General features: G+C 66.7%; 14 protein-coding genes. 3 read left to right on the top strand and 11 right to left on the bottom strand.

Annotation, left to right across the window (positions count from 1 at the left end; all coding sequences use genetic code 11):
* Positions 1 to 74 precede the first annotated feature (74 nt).
* The 6 genes from ACGTN6_RS04590 to ACGTN6_RS04565 are packed head-to-tail and all read right to left on the bottom strand — an operon-like array spanning position 75 to position 10467.
* A complete protein-coding gene (locus tag ACGTN6_RS04590; RefSeq protein WP_394590096.1) occupies positions 75 to 887 on the bottom strand; it encodes a peptidylprolyl isomerase in 813 nt (270 codons plus the stop codon).
* 24 nt (positions 888 to 911) lie between these two features.
* The gene (gene narI, locus ACGTN6_RS04585; RefSeq protein ID WP_394590095.1) at positions 912 to 1589 is read right to left on the bottom strand and encodes a respiratory nitrate reductase subunit gamma; all 678 of its coding nucleotides are present in this window, start codon (positions 1587 to 1589) and stop codon (positions 912 to 914) included.
* On the bottom strand, positions 1586 to 2368 hold the full coding sequence (gene narJ, locus ACGTN6_RS04580) for a nitrate reductase molybdenum cofactor assembly chaperone (RefSeq protein ID WP_394590094.1): 783 nt from the start codon (positions 2366 to 2368) through the stop codon (positions 1586 to 1588). The genes narI and narJ overlap by 4 nt, the downstream gene beginning before the upstream one ends.
* Positions 2361 to 3950 (bottom strand): nitrate reductase subunit beta, encoded by a 1590-nt coding sequence (narH, locus tag ACGTN6_RS04575; protein ID WP_394590093.1) that lies wholly within the window; start codon positions 3948 to 3950, stop codon positions 2361 to 2363. The genes narJ and narH overlap by 8 nt, the downstream gene beginning before the upstream one ends.
* Positions 3947 to 7753 (bottom strand): nitrate reductase subunit alpha, encoded by a 3807-nt coding sequence (locus ACGTN6_RS04570; RefSeq protein ID WP_394590092.1) that lies wholly within the window; start codon positions 7751 to 7753, stop codon positions 3947 to 3949. Before ACGTN6_RS04570 ends, narH begins: the two co-directional genes overlap by 4 nt.
* An 11-nt stretch (positions 7754 to 7764) precedes the next feature.
* On the bottom strand, positions 7765 to 10467 hold the full coding sequence (locus ACGTN6_RS04565; protein ID WP_394590091.1) for a nitrate/nitrite transporter: 2703 nt from the start codon (positions 10465 to 10467) through the stop codon (positions 7765 to 7767).
* A gap of 317 nt (positions 10468 to 10784) precedes the next feature.
* Between ACGTN6_RS04565 and ACGTN6_RS04560 the strand changes: the two genes are divergently transcribed.
* Positions 10785 to 12611, top strand: coding sequence for a histidine kinase (locus tag ACGTN6_RS04560; RefSeq protein WP_394590090.1), 1827 nt, complete (start codon positions 10785 to 10787; stop codon positions 12609 to 12611).
* Positions 12608 to 13252, top strand: coding sequence for a two-component system response regulator NarL (gene narL / locus ACGTN6_RS04555; RefSeq protein WP_394590089.1), 645 nt, complete (start codon positions 12608 to 12610; stop codon positions 13250 to 13252). The genes ACGTN6_RS04560 and narL overlap by 4 nt, the downstream gene beginning before the upstream one ends.
* A 39-nt stretch (positions 13253 to 13291) precedes the next feature.
* Here narL and ACGTN6_RS04550 read toward each other — a convergent pair whose 3' ends face one another.
* From ACGTN6_RS04550 to ACGTN6_RS04540, 3 genes are all read right to left on the bottom strand, one after another.
* On the bottom strand, positions 13292 to 13612 hold the full coding sequence (locus ACGTN6_RS04550; RefSeq protein WP_394590088.1) for a carboxymuconolactone decarboxylase family protein: 321 nt from the start codon (positions 13610 to 13612) through the stop codon (positions 13292 to 13294).
* 72 nt (positions 13613 to 13684) lie between these two features.
* Positions 13685 to 14881, bottom strand: coding sequence for an NnrS family protein (locus ACGTN6_RS04545; RefSeq protein ID WP_394590087.1), 1197 nt, complete (start codon positions 14879 to 14881; stop codon positions 13685 to 13687).
* Between the two features lie 95 nt (positions 14882 to 14976).
* Entirely contained in the window at positions 14977 to 15444 is a 468-nt protein-coding gene (locus ACGTN6_RS04540; RefSeq protein WP_394590086.1) for a globin, read from the bottom strand.
* Between the two features lie 220 nt (positions 15445 to 15664).
* Between ACGTN6_RS04540 and hmpA the strand changes: the two genes are divergently transcribed.
* A complete protein-coding gene (gene hmpA / locus ACGTN6_RS04535) occupies positions 15665 to 16834 on the top strand; it encodes an NO-inducible flavohemoprotein (protein WP_394590084.1) in 1170 nt (389 codons plus the stop codon).
* Positions 16835 to 16947: 113 nt separating this feature from the next.
* Here the strand turns inward: hmpA and ACGTN6_RS04530 are convergent, their stop codons facing one another.
* Positions 16948 to 17718: an amino acid ABC transporter ATP-binding protein gene (locus ACGTN6_RS04530; protein ID WP_394590083.1), complete on the bottom strand. Its 771-nt coding sequence runs from the start codon at positions 17716 to 17718 to the stop codon at positions 16948 to 16950.
* 75 nt (positions 17719 to 17793) lie between these two features.
* A complete protein-coding gene (locus tag ACGTN6_RS04525; protein WP_394590082.1) occupies positions 17794 to 18903 on the bottom strand; it encodes an amino acid ABC transporter permease in 1110 nt (369 codons plus the stop codon).
* Position 18904 lies beyond the last annotated feature (1 nt).

Raw genomic sequence — 18904 nt, 5'->3', positions numbered from 1 at the left:
GTTTTCGCCCTACCGAAATGGCGACGCGCTCTTTCATCTCTTTACTGCCGCTGACGGCCACACCGCCCTCGACCTCACTGCATCAGGGCGCTGCCCGCCTCATCGTCCAGGGCGATGCCCTCGACGCCGATCTCCGCCTCCAGCGCCAGCAGGTAGTGGCGCAGGGCGCGGCGGGTCGCCTGCTCGCGAAGGCTATGCCGGACCCGGTCGGCGACCTCGTCGAAGGGCCGCTTCCTCCCCTCTTCTCGGGCATCGATGATTACCAGGTGCCAGCCATAGCGGGACGCCAACGGGCGCCCATGCAGCCCCACCGGTAGGTGCTGCAGGGCACGATCCAATTCAGGCACCGTCTGGCCGGGCACCAGCCAGCCCAGCTCGCCGCCCTGGTCCCTCGAGGGGCAGTCGGAATGGCGCTGGGCCAGCTCGGTAAAGCGCTGCGGGGCCTCACGTAGCTGCGCGATGAGCGCCTGCCCGCGCCGATAGCCATCGTCCCGGGCGGGGGCGTCGTCCGGTGCCGCCGCCAGCAGCACATGGCGCACCCGCAACCGGGTGGGATCGCTGAAGCGCTCGGAATGGGTGCCGTGGAAGCGCCGGCAATCCGCCTCGGAGGGCTCGGGGACGTCCAGCTCGTGCTCCAGCAGCGCGGCGATGGCGGCTTCGATGTCCGCCTCGCCGTCCACCGCCAGCCCCTGTTGCCCGGCGCGCTGACGCAAGAGCTCGCGCACTACCAGGGCGCGGGCCGCCTTGAGCCGGGCGTCGCCGGCGCTGTCGGCCGGGTGGTACTGCATCTCGCGGGCGATCTCGGCGTGATCGATCGACGCCGCGCCGACCCGAATGGGAGGCGACGTCGCCTCGCCGGGAATCATCTCGATGTCGATGCTGTGCATGGTCGTCTCTCCTGGGAAGGTCGCTCAGGCCCGGCGGCGCACGATCTGGTAACGCCGCATCAGGTAGCCCAGCGGCGCGCTCCAGACGTGCACCAGGCGAGTGAAGGGGAAGACCAGCACGATGGTCAGCCCCACCAGGATGTGCAGCTGATAGATCCAACCGATCCCGACGAGATAGTCGGCGGCGCCGCCCTGGAAGAACACGATGGCCTGGGCCCAGTGAGCGAGCGCGAGCATTACGCCGCCGTCCAGGTGATGCATCGCCGGAATGATGGTGAGCAACCCCAGCGTTACCTGCAGCACCAGCAGCAGGATGATGACGCTGTCCATCGGGCCCGACGAGGCCTTGACTCGGGGATTGGTCAGGCGTCGCCAGGCCAGCATGGCGCCGCCGATCAAGCACATTACACCGGCGATGCCGCCCACCACGATAGCCACCACCTGCTTGGTACCGGCGCTCATGAAGGGCGCATAGACCCAGTGCGGGGTCAGCAGGCCCACCAGGTGGCCGAAGAAGATCACGATGATGCCGACATGAAAGAGGTTGCTGGCCAGGCGCATGTTCCTCGAGGTGAGCATCTGGCTGGACCCGGTCTTCCAGGTGTACTGGCCGTGGTCGAAGCGCAGCAGGCTGCCGATCAGGAAGACGCTGCCGGCGAGATAGGGATAGAGCCCGAACAGTAGCGTGTGGATGTAGCTCATGACAGATCTCCTTGTTGCCGCGGGGCGGTGGGGTCGAGGATCCGCACCGCCTCGCTGTGCGTCGCCGTCTTGCGCTCGGCCAGGCGTCGCCCCTCGGCGGACTGCAGGGCACAATCCTGATCGGACGCGGCCGAGAAGCGCACCGCCTCCTCTTCCCAGACGGCGTCCAGGGCCTCGGGGGTATCGTCCCGTGCCTCGTCCTTCACCGGGTCGCGGTGCTCGGCCACGTCGGCCTCGGCACCGATCAGCCCGAGCAGGGCCAGGGTCGCCAGGGCGTGGTCGGCCTCGCGCTCTTCCAGTCGCGCGGTGAGCCGCGCCAGGATGTGACGGATCTCGCCCAGCCAGCGGCCGATCTCGGCCTCGGGGCGGGTGGAGAGGTATTCCAGGAACAGCGGCAGGTAGTCGGGCAGTTCCCGGACGTCGATCTCGAAGCCGGCGGCGCGATACTCGGCCAGCAGGTCGACCATGGCCTGGCCGCGGTCGCGGGACTCGCCGTGGACGTGCTCGAAGAGCAGCAGCGAGGTAGCCCGGCCGCGGTCGAACAGCGCCACGTACTCGGCCTGAAGGTCCATGAGGTCGGCCTCGGCCAGGCGCTGGCACCAGTCCATCAGGGCGGTGCACAACGCCGGGCGCAAGCGCCGCTCGGCGCCGAGGATCTCGACCATCTCGCCGGCGGCGGCCTGGAGCGCCTCGTTGGGGTAGTCGAGCAGTCGGGCCAGCACGCGCAGGCTCAGCATGTCGTCCGCCGGCTCGAGCAGGACACGGGCGGCATCAGCCATGACGGACCTCCTCGGCTGTCTCATCGCTCTGGGCCTTTTGTTGAGAACCGGGATCGAAGACCTCAACCGGCTGAACCAGGGTAGTCGTCTGCTTGCGGCCGCCGAACAGGCTGGCGCCACTGTCGCCGCCCTGGCAGCCGTTGCCGAAGCTGAAGCCGCAGCCGCCGCGCTCGGGGAAGGCGTCGACAGCCATCTCGCGGTGGCTGGTGGGGATCACGAAGCGGTCCTCGTAGTTGGCGATGGCGAGATAGCGGTACATCTCCTCCACTTGGGCCTCGGTGAGCTCGACCTCGTCGAGCACCGCGACATTCGCCTCGCCATCCACGTGCTTGCCGCGCATGTAAAGGCGCATGGCCATCAGCCGCTTGAGCGCCAGCACCACGGGGGCCTCCTCGCCGGCGGTGAGCAGGTTGGCCAGGTACTTCACCGGGATGCGCAGCGACTCGATTTTCGGCAGCACGCCGTCGTATTCCACCTTCCCCGCCTCGGCGGCGGATTGGATCGGCGACAGCGGCGGCACGTACCAGACCATCGGCAGGGTGCGGTACTCCGGATGCAGAGGCAGCGCCAACCCCCACTCCATGGCCAGCTTGTAGACCGGGCTCTGCTGGGCGGCGGTGATCACGCTGTCGGCGATGCCGTCCTTCCGCGCCTGGGCGATCACCTCGGGATCGTGGGGATCGAGGAAGATCTCGCGCTGGCGGTGATAGAGGTCGCGCTCGTCCGCGGTGCTCGCCACCTCCTCGATGCGGTCGGCGTCGTAGAGCAGCACCCCCAGGTAGCGGATGCGCCCCACGCAGGTCTCGGAGCAGATGGTGGGCTGGCCGGCCTCGATACGCGGGTAGCAGAAGATGCACTTCTCGGACTTCCCGCTCTTCCAGTTGTAGTAGATCTTCTTGTAGGGGCAGCCAGAGATGCACATCCGCCAGCCGCGGCACTTGTCCTGGTCGATCAGCACGATGCCGTCTTCCTCGCGCTTGTAGATCGCCCCGCTGGGGCAGGACGCCACGCAGGTGGGGTTCAGGCAGTGCTCGCACAGCCGCGGCAGGTACATCATGAAGGTGTTCTCGAACTGGCCGTAGATGTCGGCCTGCACCTGCTCGAAGTTGGCGTCGCGGCGGCGCTTGGCGAACTCGGTGCCGAGAATCTCCTCCCAGTTCGGCCCCCACTCCACCTTGTTCATGCGCTGGCCGGAGATCAGCGAGCGCGGCCGCGCGGTGGGCTGGTGCTCGCCCTGCTTGGCGGTATGCAGGTGCTGGTAGTCGAAGGTGAACGGCTCGTAGTAGTCGTCGATCTCCGGCAGGTCGGGGTTGGCGAAGATGTTGGCCAGCACCCGCCACTTGCCGCCGATGCGCGGCTCGATATGGCCATCCTGGCGGCGCAGCCAGCCGCCCTTCCACTTCTTCTGGTTCTCCCACTCCTTGGGATAGCCGATGCCGGGCTTGGTCTCGACGTTGTTGAACCAGGCGTACTCGACGCCCTCACGGCTGGTCCAGACGTTCTTGCAGGTCACCGAGCAGGTGTGGCAGCCGATGCACTTGTCGAGGTTCAGGACCATGCCTACCTGGGAACGAATCTTCATTTCACGGCCTCCTGCTGGTAGTCGTTGCCTTCGCCGTCCAGCCAGTCGATGCGCTTCATCTTGCGTACGATGACGAACTCGTCGCGGTTAGAGCCGACGGTGCCGTAGTAGTTGAAGCTGTAGGCCAGCTGCGCATAGCCGCCGATCATGTGGGTCGGCTTGGGGCACACGCGGGTGACCGAGTTGTGGATACCGCCGCGGGTACCGGTGATCTCGGAGCCCGGCACGTTCAGGATCCGCTCCTGGGCGTGGTACATCATCGCCATGCCGTTCTTGACCCGTTGGCTGACCACCGCCCGGGCGGCGATGGCACCGTTGGCGTTGTAGAGCTCGATCCAGTCGTTGTCCTCGACGCCGATCGACCGGGCGTCGTCCTCGGACAGCCAGACGATGGGCCCGCCCCGGGACAGGGTCTGCATCAGCAGGTTGTCGCTGTAGGTGGAGTGGATGCCCCACTTCTGGTGCGGGGTGATCCAATTCAGCGCGATCTCCGGGTTGCCGTTGCCCTTTCTCTCGGCAAAGCCAGGCTCGGCCACGCTGGCCGCCGCCTTGGTGTCGATCGGCGGCCGGTAGACCAGCAGGCTCTCGCCGAAGGCGCGCATCCAGGCGTGGTCCTGGTAGAACTGCTGGCGGCCGCTGACCGTGCGCCACGGAATCAGCTCGTGGACGTTGGTGTAGCCGGCGTTGTAGGAGACGTGCTCGTCCTCGAGGCCCGACCAGGTCGGGCTGGAGATGATCTTGCGCGGCTGGGCGACGACGTCGCGGAAGCGGATCTTCTCCTCTTCCTTGGGCTCGGCGAGGTGCTTGTGATCGCGGCCGGTGATCGTCGACAGCGCGTCCCAGGCCTTGACCGCCACCTGGCCGTTGGTCTCCGGCGCCAGGGTGAGAATCACCTCGGCGGCGTCGATGGCCGACTCGATGCGCGGCCGCCCCTTGGCCGGGCCCTCGGTCTTCACGTAGTTGAGCCTGCCGAGCAGCTCGACCTCCTGCTCGGTGTTCCAGCCGATCCCCTTGCCGCCGTTGCCCAGCTCGTCGAGCAGCGGCCCCACCGAGGTGAAGCGCTCATAGGTGGCCGGGTAGTCGCGCTTGACCTCGACCAGCACCGGCATGGTCTTGCCCGGCACCGGCTCGCACTCTCCCTTCTTCCAGTCGCGGACCTCGGGCTGGGCCAGCTCGGCGGGGGAATCGTGCTGCAGCGGCAGGGTGACCAGGTCGGTCTCCTCGCCCAGGTGCCCCACGCACACCTTGGAGAAGGCCTTGGCGATACCCTTGTAGATCTCCCAGTCGCTGCGCGATTCCCAGGCCGGGTCGGTGGCCGCGGTCAGCGGGTGGATGAAGGGGTGCATGTCCGAAGTGTTGAGGTCGTCCTTCTCGTACCAGGTCGCCGTGGGCAGCACGATGTCCGAGTACAGGCAGGTGGTGGACATGCGGAAGTCCAGGGTCACCAGCAGGTCGAGCTTGCCCTCCGGGGCCTCGTCGCGCCACGTCACCTCTTCCGGCTTCTGGCCGCCGGCCTCGCCCAGGTCCTTGCCCTGAATACCATGACGAGTGCCGAGCAGGTACTTGAGCATGTACTCGTGCCCCTTGCCGGAGCTGCCCAGCAGGTTGGAGCGCCAGATGAACATGTTGCGCGGGAAGTTCTGCGGGTCGTCCGGATCTTCGGCGGCGAAATGCAGCTCGCCGGCCTTGAGCGCCTCGACCACGTAGTCCTTGGTGGACTGACCGGCGGCCTCGGCGGCCTTGGCCAGGCGCAGCGGATTGGTGGCCAGCTGCGGCGCGGAGGGCAGCCAGCCCATGCGCTCGGAGCGCACGTTGAAGTCGATCAGACTGCCGGAATAGTCGGCCGGATTGGCCAGCGGCGAGAGGATCTCCTTGATCTCGAGCTTCTCGTAGCGCCACTGGCTGGAGTGGTTGTAGAAGAAGGAAGTCGAGTTCATGTGCCGCGGCGGCCGCTGCCAGTCCAGGCCGAAGGCCAGCGGCAGCCAGCCGGTCTGCGGGCGCAGCTTCTCCTGACCCACGTAGTGGGACCAGCCGCCGCCGCTCTGGCCGATGCAGCCACACATGATCAGCATGTTGATCAGGCCGCGGTAGTTCATGTCCATGTGGTACCAGTGGTTCATCCCGGCACCGACGATGATCATGGAACGCCCGTGGGTCCTGTCGGCGTTGTCGGCGAACTCCCGGGCGATGCGCAGGCACTGTTCGGCGGGCACGCCGGTGATCTTCTCCTGCCAGGCCGGGGTGTAGGGCTTGACCTGGTCATAGGAAGTGGCGCCGTCGTCCTCGCCGAAGCCGCGATCGATGCCGTAGTTGGCGCACATCAGGTCGAACACGGTGACCGCCAGCACCTCGCGGCCGTCGGCCTTGGTCAGGCGCTTGGCCGGCAGACTGTGGAACAGCAGCTCGTCGCTGGCGCCGCCGCTCTTCACATGGTCGAAGTGCTCGTGGGCGATGCCGCCGAAGTAGGGGAAGGCGACTCGGGCCACCTCGTCATGGGCCTCGGACAGGCTGAGGCGCGGCTTGATCTCGGCGCCGTCGGCGTCCCGCGACTCCAGGTTCCACTTGCCCTTTGCCGTGGCGTCGCCGTCGCTCTTTTCTGCGCCCGCCTCGCCCCAGCGGAAGCCGATGGAGCCACGCGGCACTACCAGGCGGTCCGACAGTTCGTCCCAGGCCAGGGTCTTCCAATCGGGATTGTTGGCCTGGCCCAGGCTCTCGGCGAAGTCGCTGGCGCGCAGCTGCTTGCCGGGCACGTGGCTGCCGTCCTCGCGGGCCTCGAGCTCGACCAGGCAGGGCATGTCGGTGTAGCGGCGCACGTAGTCGGTGAAGTAGGCGCTGGGCCGCTCGAGGTGGAATTCCTTGAGGATGACGTGGCCCATGGCCATGGCCAGCGCCGCGTCGGTGCCCTGCTTGGCGGACAGCCACTCGTCGGTGAGCTTGGAGACCTCGGCGTAGTCCGGGGTCACCGAGACGGTCTTGGTGCCCTTGTAGCGTACTTCGGTGAAGAAGTGGGCGTCCGGGGTGCGGGTCTGGGGCACGTTGGAGCCCCAGGCGATGATGTAGCCCGAGTTGTACCAGTCGGCGGATTCCGGCACGTCGGTCTGCTCGCCCCAGGTCATCGGCGAGGCCGGCGGCAGGTCGCAGTACCAGTCGTAGAAGCTCATGCAGACCCCGCCGATCAGCGACAGGTAACGGCTGCCGGCGGCGTAGGAGACCATCGACATGGCGGGGATCGGCGAGAAGCCGATGATGCGGTCCGGGCCGTACTGCCTGGCGGTGTAGACGTTGGAGGCGGCGATCAGCTCGTTGAGCTCGTCCCAGTCGGCGCGTACGAAGCCGCCCATGCCGCGGGCACGCTTGTACTGCCGGGCCTTTTGCGGGTCCTCGACGATCGACGCCCAGGCCTCGACCGGATCGCCCTGCGCCTCGCGGGCCTCGCGCCACAGCTTGAGCAGCGGCTTTCGCACCAGCGGGTGCTTGAGGCGGTTGGCGCTGTAGAGGTACCAGGAATAGCTGGCCCCGCGCGGGCAGCCGCGCGGCTCGTGGTTGGGCAGATCGGGCCGGGTCCGGGGGTAGTCGGTCTGCTGGGTCTCCCAGGTGACCAGGCCGTTCTTGACGTAGATCTTCCAGCTGCACGAGCCGGTGCAGTTCACGCCATGGGTGGAGCGCACCACCTTGTCGTGCTGCCAGCGCTGGCGATAGCCGTCCTCCCAGTCGCGGGTCTCGGCGCGGGTCTCACCGTGTCCCCCGGCAAAGGCTTCGGGACGGCGAGTCAGGTACTTCAGTCGGTCCAGAAAATGACTCATGGGAACTCTCCTCAGCGGCTCGGCGAGGCGGCCTGTGCGCGGGTCTCGTGCCCGGGCGCCCCCAGGCGGATCTCGGCATTGGCACGGGTGTAGTAGAACCAGGTCAGGCCGACGCAGATCGCGTAGAAGGCGATGAAGCCGTACAGCGCCAGCTCGGCCCCACCAGTCAGGGCGATGGAGCTACCGAAGGTCTTGGGAATGAAGAAGGCGCCGTAAGCGGCGATCGCCGAGGTGAAACCGATCGTCGCCGCGGATTCCTTCTCGCTCTGCCGGCGCTGCGCTGCCGCATCGAGCGATGGCATCAGCCGCGACACTTCCTGACGAAAGATCTCGGGAATCATCTGGAAGGTGCTGGCGTTGCCCACGCCGGTGAAGAAGAACAGCAGCAGGAACATGGCGAAGAAGCCCCAGAACGCGCCGGGCTGGTCCTTCATGCCGAGGAACAGCAGCACCCCGACGACGCAGGCGATCATCGCCGCGAACACCCACAGGGTGACCCGGGCGCCGCCGAAACGGTCGGAGATCCAGCCGGTGCCAGCGCGGGACAGTGCCCCTACCAGCGGCCCCAGGAAGGCGAACTGCAATACGTCGACCTCGGGGAACTGGTTGGACGCCAGCAGCGGGAAGCCCGCGGAGTAGCCGATGAAGCTGCCGAAGGTGCCGGTATAGAGCACGCACATCAGCCAGTTGTGCTTGCGCTTGAAGATCACCGCCTGGTCCTTGAACGAGGACTTGGCGCTGGCGATGTCGTTCATGCCGAACCAGGCTGCCACCGCGCCGAGCAGGATAAACGGCACCCAGACGAAGCCGGCGTTCTGCAGCCACAGGCGTTCGACGTCGTTCAGCGTCTGGGGCTCGCCGCCCAGCGCCCCGAACACCCCGGCGGTGATCGCCAGCGGAATCAGAAACTGCATGACGCTGACCCCGAGGTTGCCCAGGCCGGCATTGAGCGCCAGGGCGTTGCCCTTCTCGTGCTTGGGGTAGAAGAACGAGATGTTGGCCATGCTCGAAGCGAAGTTGCCGCCGCCGAAACCACACAGCAACGCCACGATCAGCATCACCAGGTAGGGGGTGTCGGGATTCTGCACGGCGAAGCCGATCCACAGCGCCGGCAGCGCCAACGAGGCGGTGGACAGCGCGGTGAAGCGCCGCCCGCCAACGATCGGCACCATGAAGCTGTAGAAGATGCGCAGCGTGGCGCCGGACAGCCCCGGCAGCGCGGCCAGCCAGAACAGCTGGTTGGAGGTGTAGTCGAAGCCCACCTGGGGCAGCTTGGCGACCACCACCGACCAGACCATCCACACCGCGAAGGCCAGCAGCAGGTTGGGAATCGAGATCCACAGATTGCGGGTGGCGATGCGCTTGCCCTTCTCGGCCCAGAATTCCGGATCCTCGGGGCGCCAGTCCTGAAGCACGAAATGGCTGGGCGTGGCCAGCTCCGGCAGGTCCGAGACCTCCCGGCCGACACGCCACTCCTCGCGGCTGGCGCGCAGGATCGCGTAGTGCATCCAGGCCAGGGCCGCACCGGAGACCACGAACAGCAGCATGAAGCAGCTCTGCCAGATACCTACCACGTCGTTGAGCATGCCGAAGGTCAGCGGCAGGAAGAAGCCGCCCAGGCCGCCGATCATGCCCACCACGCCGCCCACCGCGCCGACGTGCTGCGGGTAGTAGCTGGGGATGTGCTTGAACACCGCCGCCTTGCCCAGCGACATGAAGAAGCCCAGCACCATGATCAGCGCGACGAAACCGATCAGGTTCATGGCGAACGAGAACTCCAGCGAGCCGTGCACGCCCTGTACGCTGTAGCGGGTCGGCGGATAGCTGAGCAGGAAGCTGCAGGTCACCGAGGCGAGCAGGGTCCAGTACATCACCCGACGCGCGCCATAGCGGTCGGAGAGCCAACCGCCCAGGACGCGGAACAGCGACGCCGGAATGGTGTACAGCGCGGCGACGATACCGGCGGCGGTGATACTCAGGCCGTAGACTTCGACCAGGTAGTGCGGCAGCCACAGCGCCAGGGCCACGAAACCGCCGAAGACGAAGAAGTAGTACAGCGAGAAACGCCAGACGCGCAGCTCGACCAGCGGCGCCAGCTGCTGCCTTAGGGGCACGGCCTCGGTGCGACGCCGCTCGCTCTGCGGGTCGGTCCTGGCCAGCAGCAGAAAGATCACGCCCATCGCCGCGATAGCCGTGGCATACACCAGCGCGGCGCCCTGCCAGCCCAGCGCCAGCAGCAGGAAGGGGGCGCCGAAGTTGGTCACCGCCGCGCCGACGTTGCCGGCACCGAAAATGCCCAGAGCCGTGCCCTGACGCTCGCGCTCGAACCAGGCCGAGGTATAGGCCACGCCGACGATGAACGATCCCCCGGCCAGGCCAACGCCCAAGGCGCCGAGCAGCAGCATGGGATAGCTGTTGGCCAAGGTCAGCAGATAGACGCAGCCGGCGGTGGCCAGCATCAGCAGGCTGAATACCCAGCGCCCGCCGAAGCGGTCGGTGAGGATGCCCAGGAACAGTCGACTGATGGACCCGGTGAGCACCGGCGTCGCCATCAGCAGGCCGAGCTGGGTGTCCGACAAGGCGAACTCCTGCCGGATCTGCAGGCCGAGGATGGAAAACAGCGTCCACACGGCAAAGCAGGCGGTGAAGGCGATCGTCGAGAGGCCCAGGGCGCGGTTCTGCTCGCGTCGTGTCGGGTAGTCGGTATTGGCCATGGTGGTTCCCCCTGGCTCGGTGAAAGACTTCCAGGAGCGCCTTTCATCACCCGGCGGTAGAAGGCTCGGGCGTCGCGAAAGGAGCGCTAAGGGGGACCTTGCTATAGCGGGACGGCCAGGCCGTTGACCTGGATCAAGGCACGTCGGGCGGCCATCGCCGACCCTAGCCATGACTACCTCTTTCGAGGTAGCGAAAGGTTTTCGTCAACCCACTGATTTGATGAGCATTCGCCCCGACACCCACGCCTCTTGCCACGCACTGGGGCCAAGGCGATTCATTGGAGGTAGGCTGCGCCCGTCTTTTCATGCCTCATGTCATGCCCCGTTCCCTGTCTTTCCGCGCCGGCCTGGCGATGGCCGGCATCGTGCTGCTGGCGCTGACCAGCATGCTGGGCTCGATCGTCATCGCCAAAACCGCCAGCGGCGATGCGGCAGCGATCAACCAGGCCGGCGCCCTGCGAATGCAGGCCTATCGACTGCTCGTCACCCGCCTGCCGGTCGACGCCATCGACGAGCGCCGTGCAGCGCAACTCACTGAGCTCGACCGCAGCCTCGCGTCGCCGGCGATTACCGGACGCCTGCCGGACGACCCGCAGCATCCATTGACTCGCCAGTACCATACGGTCGTCGAGCAGTGGCATGACCAGCTGCGCCCGCTGATGCTGGACGCGGCGAATCCTCCGACCAACGCCATCACGCCGGCCGGCGACTTCGTCGATCAGGTCGACCGTCTGGTCGGCCAGCTGCAGCGCGAGGCGGAGTCGCGGATCCAGCTACTGCGGCTGTTTCAGGGCGTCATCCTGTTCCTGACGCTGGGGCTGGTGTTCCTGACCATGTACAAGCTGGCTACCGACGTGATCCCGCCGCTACGCGACCTGCTCAAGGTGGTCGATCGCTCGCGACGCGGCGACTTCACTGGCCGCACCTGCTATGCGGCTGGCGATGAGCTGGGCCTGCTGTCGCGCACCATCAACCAGATGAACGAGAGCCTGACGCAGATCTACGGCCAGCTCGAGGCGCGCGTCGAGGCCAAGACCGCCGAACTCGAACGCAGCAACGAGACGCTCAACCTGCTCTATCAGGCGGCACGCCAGCTCAACGGCGCACCACCCGGCGACGCCAGCTACCGCAGAGTGCTGACACAGCTCGCGGCGGTCTCCGGCCTGGGGCCGATCACCCTGTGCCTGGCCCAGGACGACGCCGAGCGCGCTTACCTGAGCCTGTCCACCCAGACCGACGACTGTCCCGATTTCTGTCGCGCACCGGCCTGCAAGCCCTGCCTCGACGGCAGCCCCGACGGCATCGCGCCCTGGATATACCGGGTCGCGATAAGCGAGGCCGGGCGCGACTACGGCGTGCTGCTGCTGCAATACGCGCCCGAGGCACCGCCCCAACGCTGGCAACGCGACCTGGTGGAGACCATCGCCGGCTTGATTGCCACCTCGATCTCGCTGTCCCAGGGCTACGCTGAGCAGCGTCGGCTGGCGCTGATGGACGAACGCGCGGTGATCGCCCGCGAGCTGCACGACTCGCTGGCCCAGTCGCTTTCCTACTTGAAAATTCAGGTCGCCCGCCTGCAGGCCCAGGCACGCCGTACCGGCGCCGACCCCAGCACCGAGGCGATCGTCGACGAACTGCGCGAGGGGCTCAACGCCGCCTACCGACAGCTGCGCGAGCTGCTCAGTACCTTCCGCTTGAAGATGACCGAAGCAGGGCTGGAAGCCGCCCTCGGAGAAACGGTGCGCGAATTCGTACGCCGCGGCGAGCTGGCCATTCGCCTCGACTACCGTCTCGACCACTGCCCGCTATCGCCCAACGAGGAGGTGCATACCCTGCAGATCGTCCGCGAGGCGTTGTCCAACGTCGTCCATCATGCCCGAGCAAGTCACTGCGAAATCACCCTGACCACCGACGAGTCGGATCGCGTGGCGGTCAGCATTCGCGACAACGGCATCGGGCTAGGCGGAAAGGCGAACCAGCCCGATCACTACGGCACCATCATCATGCGCGAGCGTGCCGCCGGACTGAATGGTCGGCTCGACCTGCTCGAACCTGACGATGGCGGCACCGAAGTCCGACTATGCTTCACGCCCCAGCTCCGCCGGGAGACGACGGCCATGCCACTGCCAGGAGGTGCACCATGAGCACAGCGATCCTTATCGTCGACGACCATCCACTGTTCCGTCGCGGCGTCCGTCAACTGCTGGAGATGGACCCTGAGCTGGCGATCGCCGGTGAGGCCGCCGACGGAGAGGCGGCGATCGAGGCCGCCGCCCGCCTGGCACCGACGCTCATCCTGATGGACCTGAACATGGCGCGTCGGAATGGCCTGGAGGCACTGCGGACCCTTCGCGAGCAAGGCGTCGAGGCACGCATCGTCATGCTCACGGTTTCCGACGCCGAGGAAGACGTGGTCGCCGCCCTGCGTGCCGGCGCAGACGGCTACCTGCTCAAGGATATGGAACCCGAAGACCTGCTGGCGGCAATCAAGGAGGCCGCCGAGGGGCGCATGACGATCAGCCCGCAACTCGCCAATCTACTGGCGAGAGCTCTGAGTGGCCCTCGCACAGCGCCGGGCGACGACGCGCTGGACTCTCTGACCGCTCGCGAGGGCGAGATCCTGCGCGCCCTGTCCCGCGGGCTGAGCAACAAGCTGATCGCCCGCCAGCTGGCGATCAGCGAGGGCACGGTCAAGGTCCATGTCAAGAACCTGCTCAAGAAGCTCGGGCTGCGCTCGCGGGTCGAGGCAGCGGTGTGGGCCGTGCAGGCGGGTGTAGGCACATAGCGCGTCGACGCCGCCGATGGGCCGACGCGAGACGGCACCTCAACCTTCGTCGGTGATGTCGCCGATCCAGGTCAGGGCCGCGACACTGGCCGGCAAGCCCAGGGTGGGAACGCCCAGCAACGCCACCTGCTCCAGTGCCGCAGGCGACTCGCCCTCGGCCAGCGCGCGCCGTACATGGGAGTGCACGGCACCCTCGGATCCGGCGCCCACCGCCAGGGCGAGCTTGACCAGACGACGAGTGCGAGCATCCAGGGGGCCAGCTTCGGCGCAGGCCTTGCCCAGCGCCGCGAAGGCGCGCCATACCTCCGGATGCCCTTCGGCAAGCTGACCGGCACCGGCGGGAAGCTCTTGTCGGGACATGCGGTAATCTCCCTGAAGCGAATGACGAACTTCAGTATAGGAAGCATCATCGAGAGCCAGCCAGGACCGCGGCTACCCCTCCTTGCCGTCGATGCGCGCCGTGGTCAGGGGTACCGCGTAATGCAGCAGGAAGATCACATAGGCCAGGCACCACAGGACGATGGCCAGGCTGTAGACCACCCGGGAGATGCCCGGGAAGAGCGCCAGCATCGGTGAGCGCAGCAAGGCGGCGGCGACCAGCATGCCCAGGGCCACGCCGATGCCCGGCAGCGCCTCGATGGGCCGTCCGGTGTGCCCCAGCGAGACCCGCGCCATCATCGCCAGCATCATGGTCCCCATGGCGCCGATGGTCAGGGCATGCACGGCCAGCTCGACCCGGAAGGCACCGAGCTCCGCCAGCGCCCACATGCCAAGTCCCAGAGGAATGGCGGCATAGCTGACATGAAGCCCCCACAGCAGGGGCTCCCCCCAGGCATCCCTGCCGTTCCATCGCGCCAGGCGCACGGCATTGGCCAGCGCCGTTGCCCCGAGCAGACCCGCCGCCACACCGCTGGGCGTAGCGGTACCCAGCAGCTCGGCTAGCTGAACGATCAGCACCGCCGCCATGCTCGCCAGCGTCAGCCCCTCGAGCCAGCGACGGGGAACGGTGCGGGGACGCCTGTGGCGGTTGGCGGTGAACATCGGAATCACTCGCCCCCCGAGCACCACCATGATGGCCGTGATCGACAACACCGCCATGTGCGCGCCCGACCGCACCAGCTCGCCGCTTCCCTTCCACGCCCCCAGGTGCATGGCCAGGTTGGCCAGCACCAGCAAGCCAAGCAGCGGCAAGAAGATCAGGTTGTGCCAGCGCCGGGCAACGATGACCAGCCAGGCCAGTATGGCGCCCACTGCGATCAGAAAGCCCGCATCGACCAGCATCACTCCCCAGGAAGGCAGCCCGACAGGGAAGGCCAACAGCCATCGGGCGGCACCCCAGAGCGCCACCAGGGCCAGCAGGGGCAGGCCTCTCAGGCTGCGACGGCCGGTCCAGTTCTGCACGGCGGTCAGCAGGAAACCTGCGATCACGGCAGCGGCGAAGCCGAACAGCATCTCGTGCTGATGCCACCACAGCATGCCCCCCCGAGGATGTAGCGGCGTTTCGCCACGCCACAAGCTCAACCACGTCATCATGGACACGATGCCGAACAGGGAAGCCAGCAGGAAGAAAGGACGAAAGGCTAGCCGAGCCACGGGCAAGCGGGCCAGCGAAAAGGAAGAAACCTGCATGATGCGCTATTCAGCCTTGGGACAGGGGACTCGGGTAGCGGCATTGTGCGACAGGCCGATATGCAGGGACCATGACCAATATCAAGGATACTTCTTTAAGCTTCGCTCGCATCGCCGGGTGACGCGTCTCCGTCCTGGCCGACTGCCGACGTCCGGTCATAGTGAAACTTCATGTAGACGATCCCCGGCGACATCACCAACCGCCAGGCCAGCTCCACCTCGTCGTCGCACCGGGGATCGAAGTCCCATAGCGTGGCGATCATGGCCTCCAGCCATTGGTCATAGAGCGCCGGCCGAATATCGCGTTGATGACGGCCGTGGAGCACCGCCACCCGCCCCAGGTAGTCGCTGTCGTGGCAGGCGGCGTAGAGGGTCAGCAGCTGGTAGAACGATTTCTTCAGCATCGCTTGCTGACGCGACATGTCGATGCCCTGGAACTTCTCGGCCACCTCGGGCGATGTCGCCAGGAAGCGCTCGTAGAAGGCGTCGAAGAAATCGCGCCCACGAACCCGGCGCGCCAGTGCTCGCGCGTAGCTCGCATCGAAGATCTTGACGATGTCCATGACATCTTCCCCGCCGCCGCCCCCCTCCTTCCAGGCTAGCTCGACGGATCCATCCCGGGCGCGCGCCCTGATCTCGAGGACCTCCGGTCTTGATGCAGATCAAGCCGAGGCCACCCTGCGACAATCTTGACCACCTCGGTGGGTAGCGGTGATACATCAATAGATGTAATTTCTATACATCTTTAAAGGACGCCGCACATCCTCACCCAGGAGCCGCCCCATGCTGACCCAAGCCCAGGAAAGCCTGATTGCCGCCACTGCCCCCGTGGTCGCCGAGCATCTCGATGCCATCACCCAGCGCTTCTATCCGCTGATGTTCGACCGCTATCCCGAGGTCGAGCCGCTGTTCAACCAGGCCCACCAGGCCGACGGGGGGCAGCCGCGGGTACTCGCCGCCGCCGTGCTCGCCTATGTGCAGCTGCGCCAGAACCCCGAGCGAGTGCGCGAGACCCTGGCCACGGTGGTCAGCAAGCACGTGTCCCTGAATATCCAGCCCGACCAGTATCCCATCGTCGGCGAATGCCTGATGGCCGCCATCGGCGAGGTGCTGGGCGACGCCGTGACGCCGGAGATCGCCGACGCCTGGGGCGCGCTCTACGGGGAACTGGCCGGCCTGCTGATCGAGCTGGAAGAGCAGCGCTATCGCACCTTTGAGCATCAGCCCGGCGGCTGGCGCGGCCCCCGCGAGTTCCGCATCGCCGACATCCGCCAGGAGAGCGCGGTGATTCGCTCCTTCGTGCTGGAGCCCACCGATGGCGGTCCGGTGGCCGATCACGCGCCCGGTCAGTACATCGGGGTACGGCTGCTGATCGACGGCGAACCAGTGCATCGCCACTACAGTCTCTCGGCGATGCCCAACGGCCGGAGCTATCGCATCTCGGTCAAGCGCGAAGTCAACGGCACGGCCAGCCGTCACCTCCACGATGCCATGGCCGTGGGCGACACCCTGGCGCTGCTGCCCCCCGCCGGCGACATGACCCTGGTGGAGGGCGACGAGCCCCTGCTGCTGGCCAGCGGTGGCGTCGGCCAGACGCCCATGCTGCCGATCGCCCGCCAGGCCCTGGCCCAGGGCCGCCGAGTGGTCTACTTGCACGCCGCCCTGGACGCCGAACACCACGCCTTCGCCGACGAACTCGAGACATTGGCCGCCGAGCATCCCGAGCACCTGACCTCGGTGGCCATTCACGAGCGCGGCGAGGCGGCCGAGCATACCGGCCGCGTGGATCGCGATCTGCTCGCCCGCTACCTGCCCGAGGGCGCCCGCTGCTACTTCGTCGGCCCCCAGGGCTTCATGTCCGCCATCGACCGAGCGCTGGGCATGCTGGGCGTACCGAACGAACGTCGCCACTACGAGCACTTCGGCCCGTCTCGCCCCCTCGACGCCGCCTGATCGCTGCTGAAAGCAGAAACGGCCCGGACGCCTTGGCGTCCGGGCCGTTTTCGTTGGGGGCCGACCGCGCATTGAAAGTCGGCGAGCGCAGCCATTTTCCAGGTGCGGTCTAATCAGTGGCCGAGGATCTGGCTCAAGAACAGCTTCGTCCGGTCCGATTCCGGGTGATTGAAGAAGGTCTCCGGCGGGGCCTGCTCGATGATCTGCCCTTGGTCCATGAAGATGACGCGGTCCGCCACGGTCTTGGCGAAGCCCATCTCGTGAGTCACACAGAGCATGGTCATGCCATCCTGGGCCAGCTCGACCATGACGTCGAGCACCTCCTTGATCATCTCCGGGTCCAGCGCCGAGGTCGGCTCGTCGAACAACATCACCTCGGGGCGCAGGCACAGCGCCCGGGCGATCGCCACCCGCTGCTGCTGGCCACCGGAAAGCTGGCCGGGATACTTGCGCGCCTGGTCGGCGATGCGCACCCGCTCGAGGAACTCCATGGCGGTCTTCTCCGCCTCGGCGCGGGGCTTCTTCTGCACCCAGGTCTGGGAGATGCAGCAGTTGTCGAGCACCGAGAGATGCGGGAACAGATTGAAATGCTGGAAGACCATGCCGACGTTGCGGCGGATCTGTTCGATACGCTTCACGTCCTGGGTCATGGTCACGCCGTCAACGACGATGCGACCCTGCTGATGCTCCTCGAGATGGTTGAGACAGCGGATCAGGGTCGACTTGCCCGACCCCGAGGGCCCACAGATGACGATACGCTCGCCCTTCGCCACCGTCAGGTCGATGTCGCGCAGGACGTGGAAGTCGCCGTACCATTTGTTGAGCCCCTCGACCTCGATCATCGGATCGTCGGCGGGGGCGCTGGCCGTGTTCGTGGTCGCCATGCCGGTATTTCCTCGTTCTTGAAAGCGTGTTGTTAACGGCTTGTTGTTAAAGGCTTGTCACTCAACGCTTGCCGGTCAGTTCTTATGGCCAGTATGCAAGCGCCGCTCGATGTACTGGCTGTAGCGCGACATGCTGAAGCAGAAGATCCAGAACATCAGCGCCGCGAACACGTAGCCCTCGGTGGCGAAACCCAGCCAGTTGCTGTCGGTGAGCCCGGCGCGGATGATCGCCAGCAGGTCGAACAGGCCGATGATCAGCACCAGCGAGGTGTCCTTGAACAGCGCGATGAAGGTGTTGACGATGCCGGGAATCACCAGCTTCAGCGCCTGGGGCAGCACGATCAGCCCCATGCGCCGCCAGTAACCCATCCCCAGCGCCTTGGCGGCCTCCTCCTGGCCCTTGGGAATGGCCTGCAGGCCGCCGCGCACCACCTCGGCCATGTAGGCGCTCCAGAAGAACATGATGCCGATCAGCGCCCGCAGCAGCTTGTCGAACTCCACCTCGCTGGGCACAAACAGCGGCAGCATCACCGAGGCCATGAACAGCACCGTGATCAGCGGTACGCCACGCCAGAACTCGATGAACACCACGCACACGCCGCGCACCAGCGGCATCTGCGAGCGTCGCCCCAGCGCCAGTACCACGCCCAGCGGCAGCGATCCGACGATACCTACGACGGCCACCGTCAGGGTCAGCATCAGCCCGCCCCACTCGCGAGTCGGCACCACCATCAGCCCAAAGTGTCCACCGAGCAGCAGCACGTAGGCCACCACCGGGAAGCCGATCAGGGCGAACAGCCCCACCCAGCGCTTGGCGGGCAGCCGGGGGATCGCCAGCCAGGCGATCAGCAGCCCCAGCATCAGGAACACCGCATCGACCCGCCAGCGGGCGGCCTCGGGGTAGAAGCCGTAGACGATGGTCTCGAAGCGGGCGCTGATGAACACCCAGCAGGCACCCTCACCGCTGCAGGCCTCGCGGGTGGAGCCCAGCCAGTCGGCGTCGATCAGCGCCCACTGCACCAGCGGCCACAGCCCCCCGCCCAGCACCGCGAGCACGCACAGAGTGATGACGCTGTTAAGCGGTCCGTCGAAGAGGTTGGCGCGCAGCCAGCCCAGCACGCCGCGGCGCAGGTCCGGCGGCCGGCGCGCTTCGATCATCTCGATTCGTGTCGCCATCTCGGCCATG

The organism is Halomonas sp. B23F22_20 (assembly GCF_043496985.1).
Classification (GTDB): Bacteria; Pseudomonadota; Gammaproteobacteria; order Pseudomonadales; family Halomonadaceae; genus Halomonas.
Note: the sequence above shows the minus strand (reverse complement) of the source record. Positions and strands in the feature narration are given on the sequence as shown.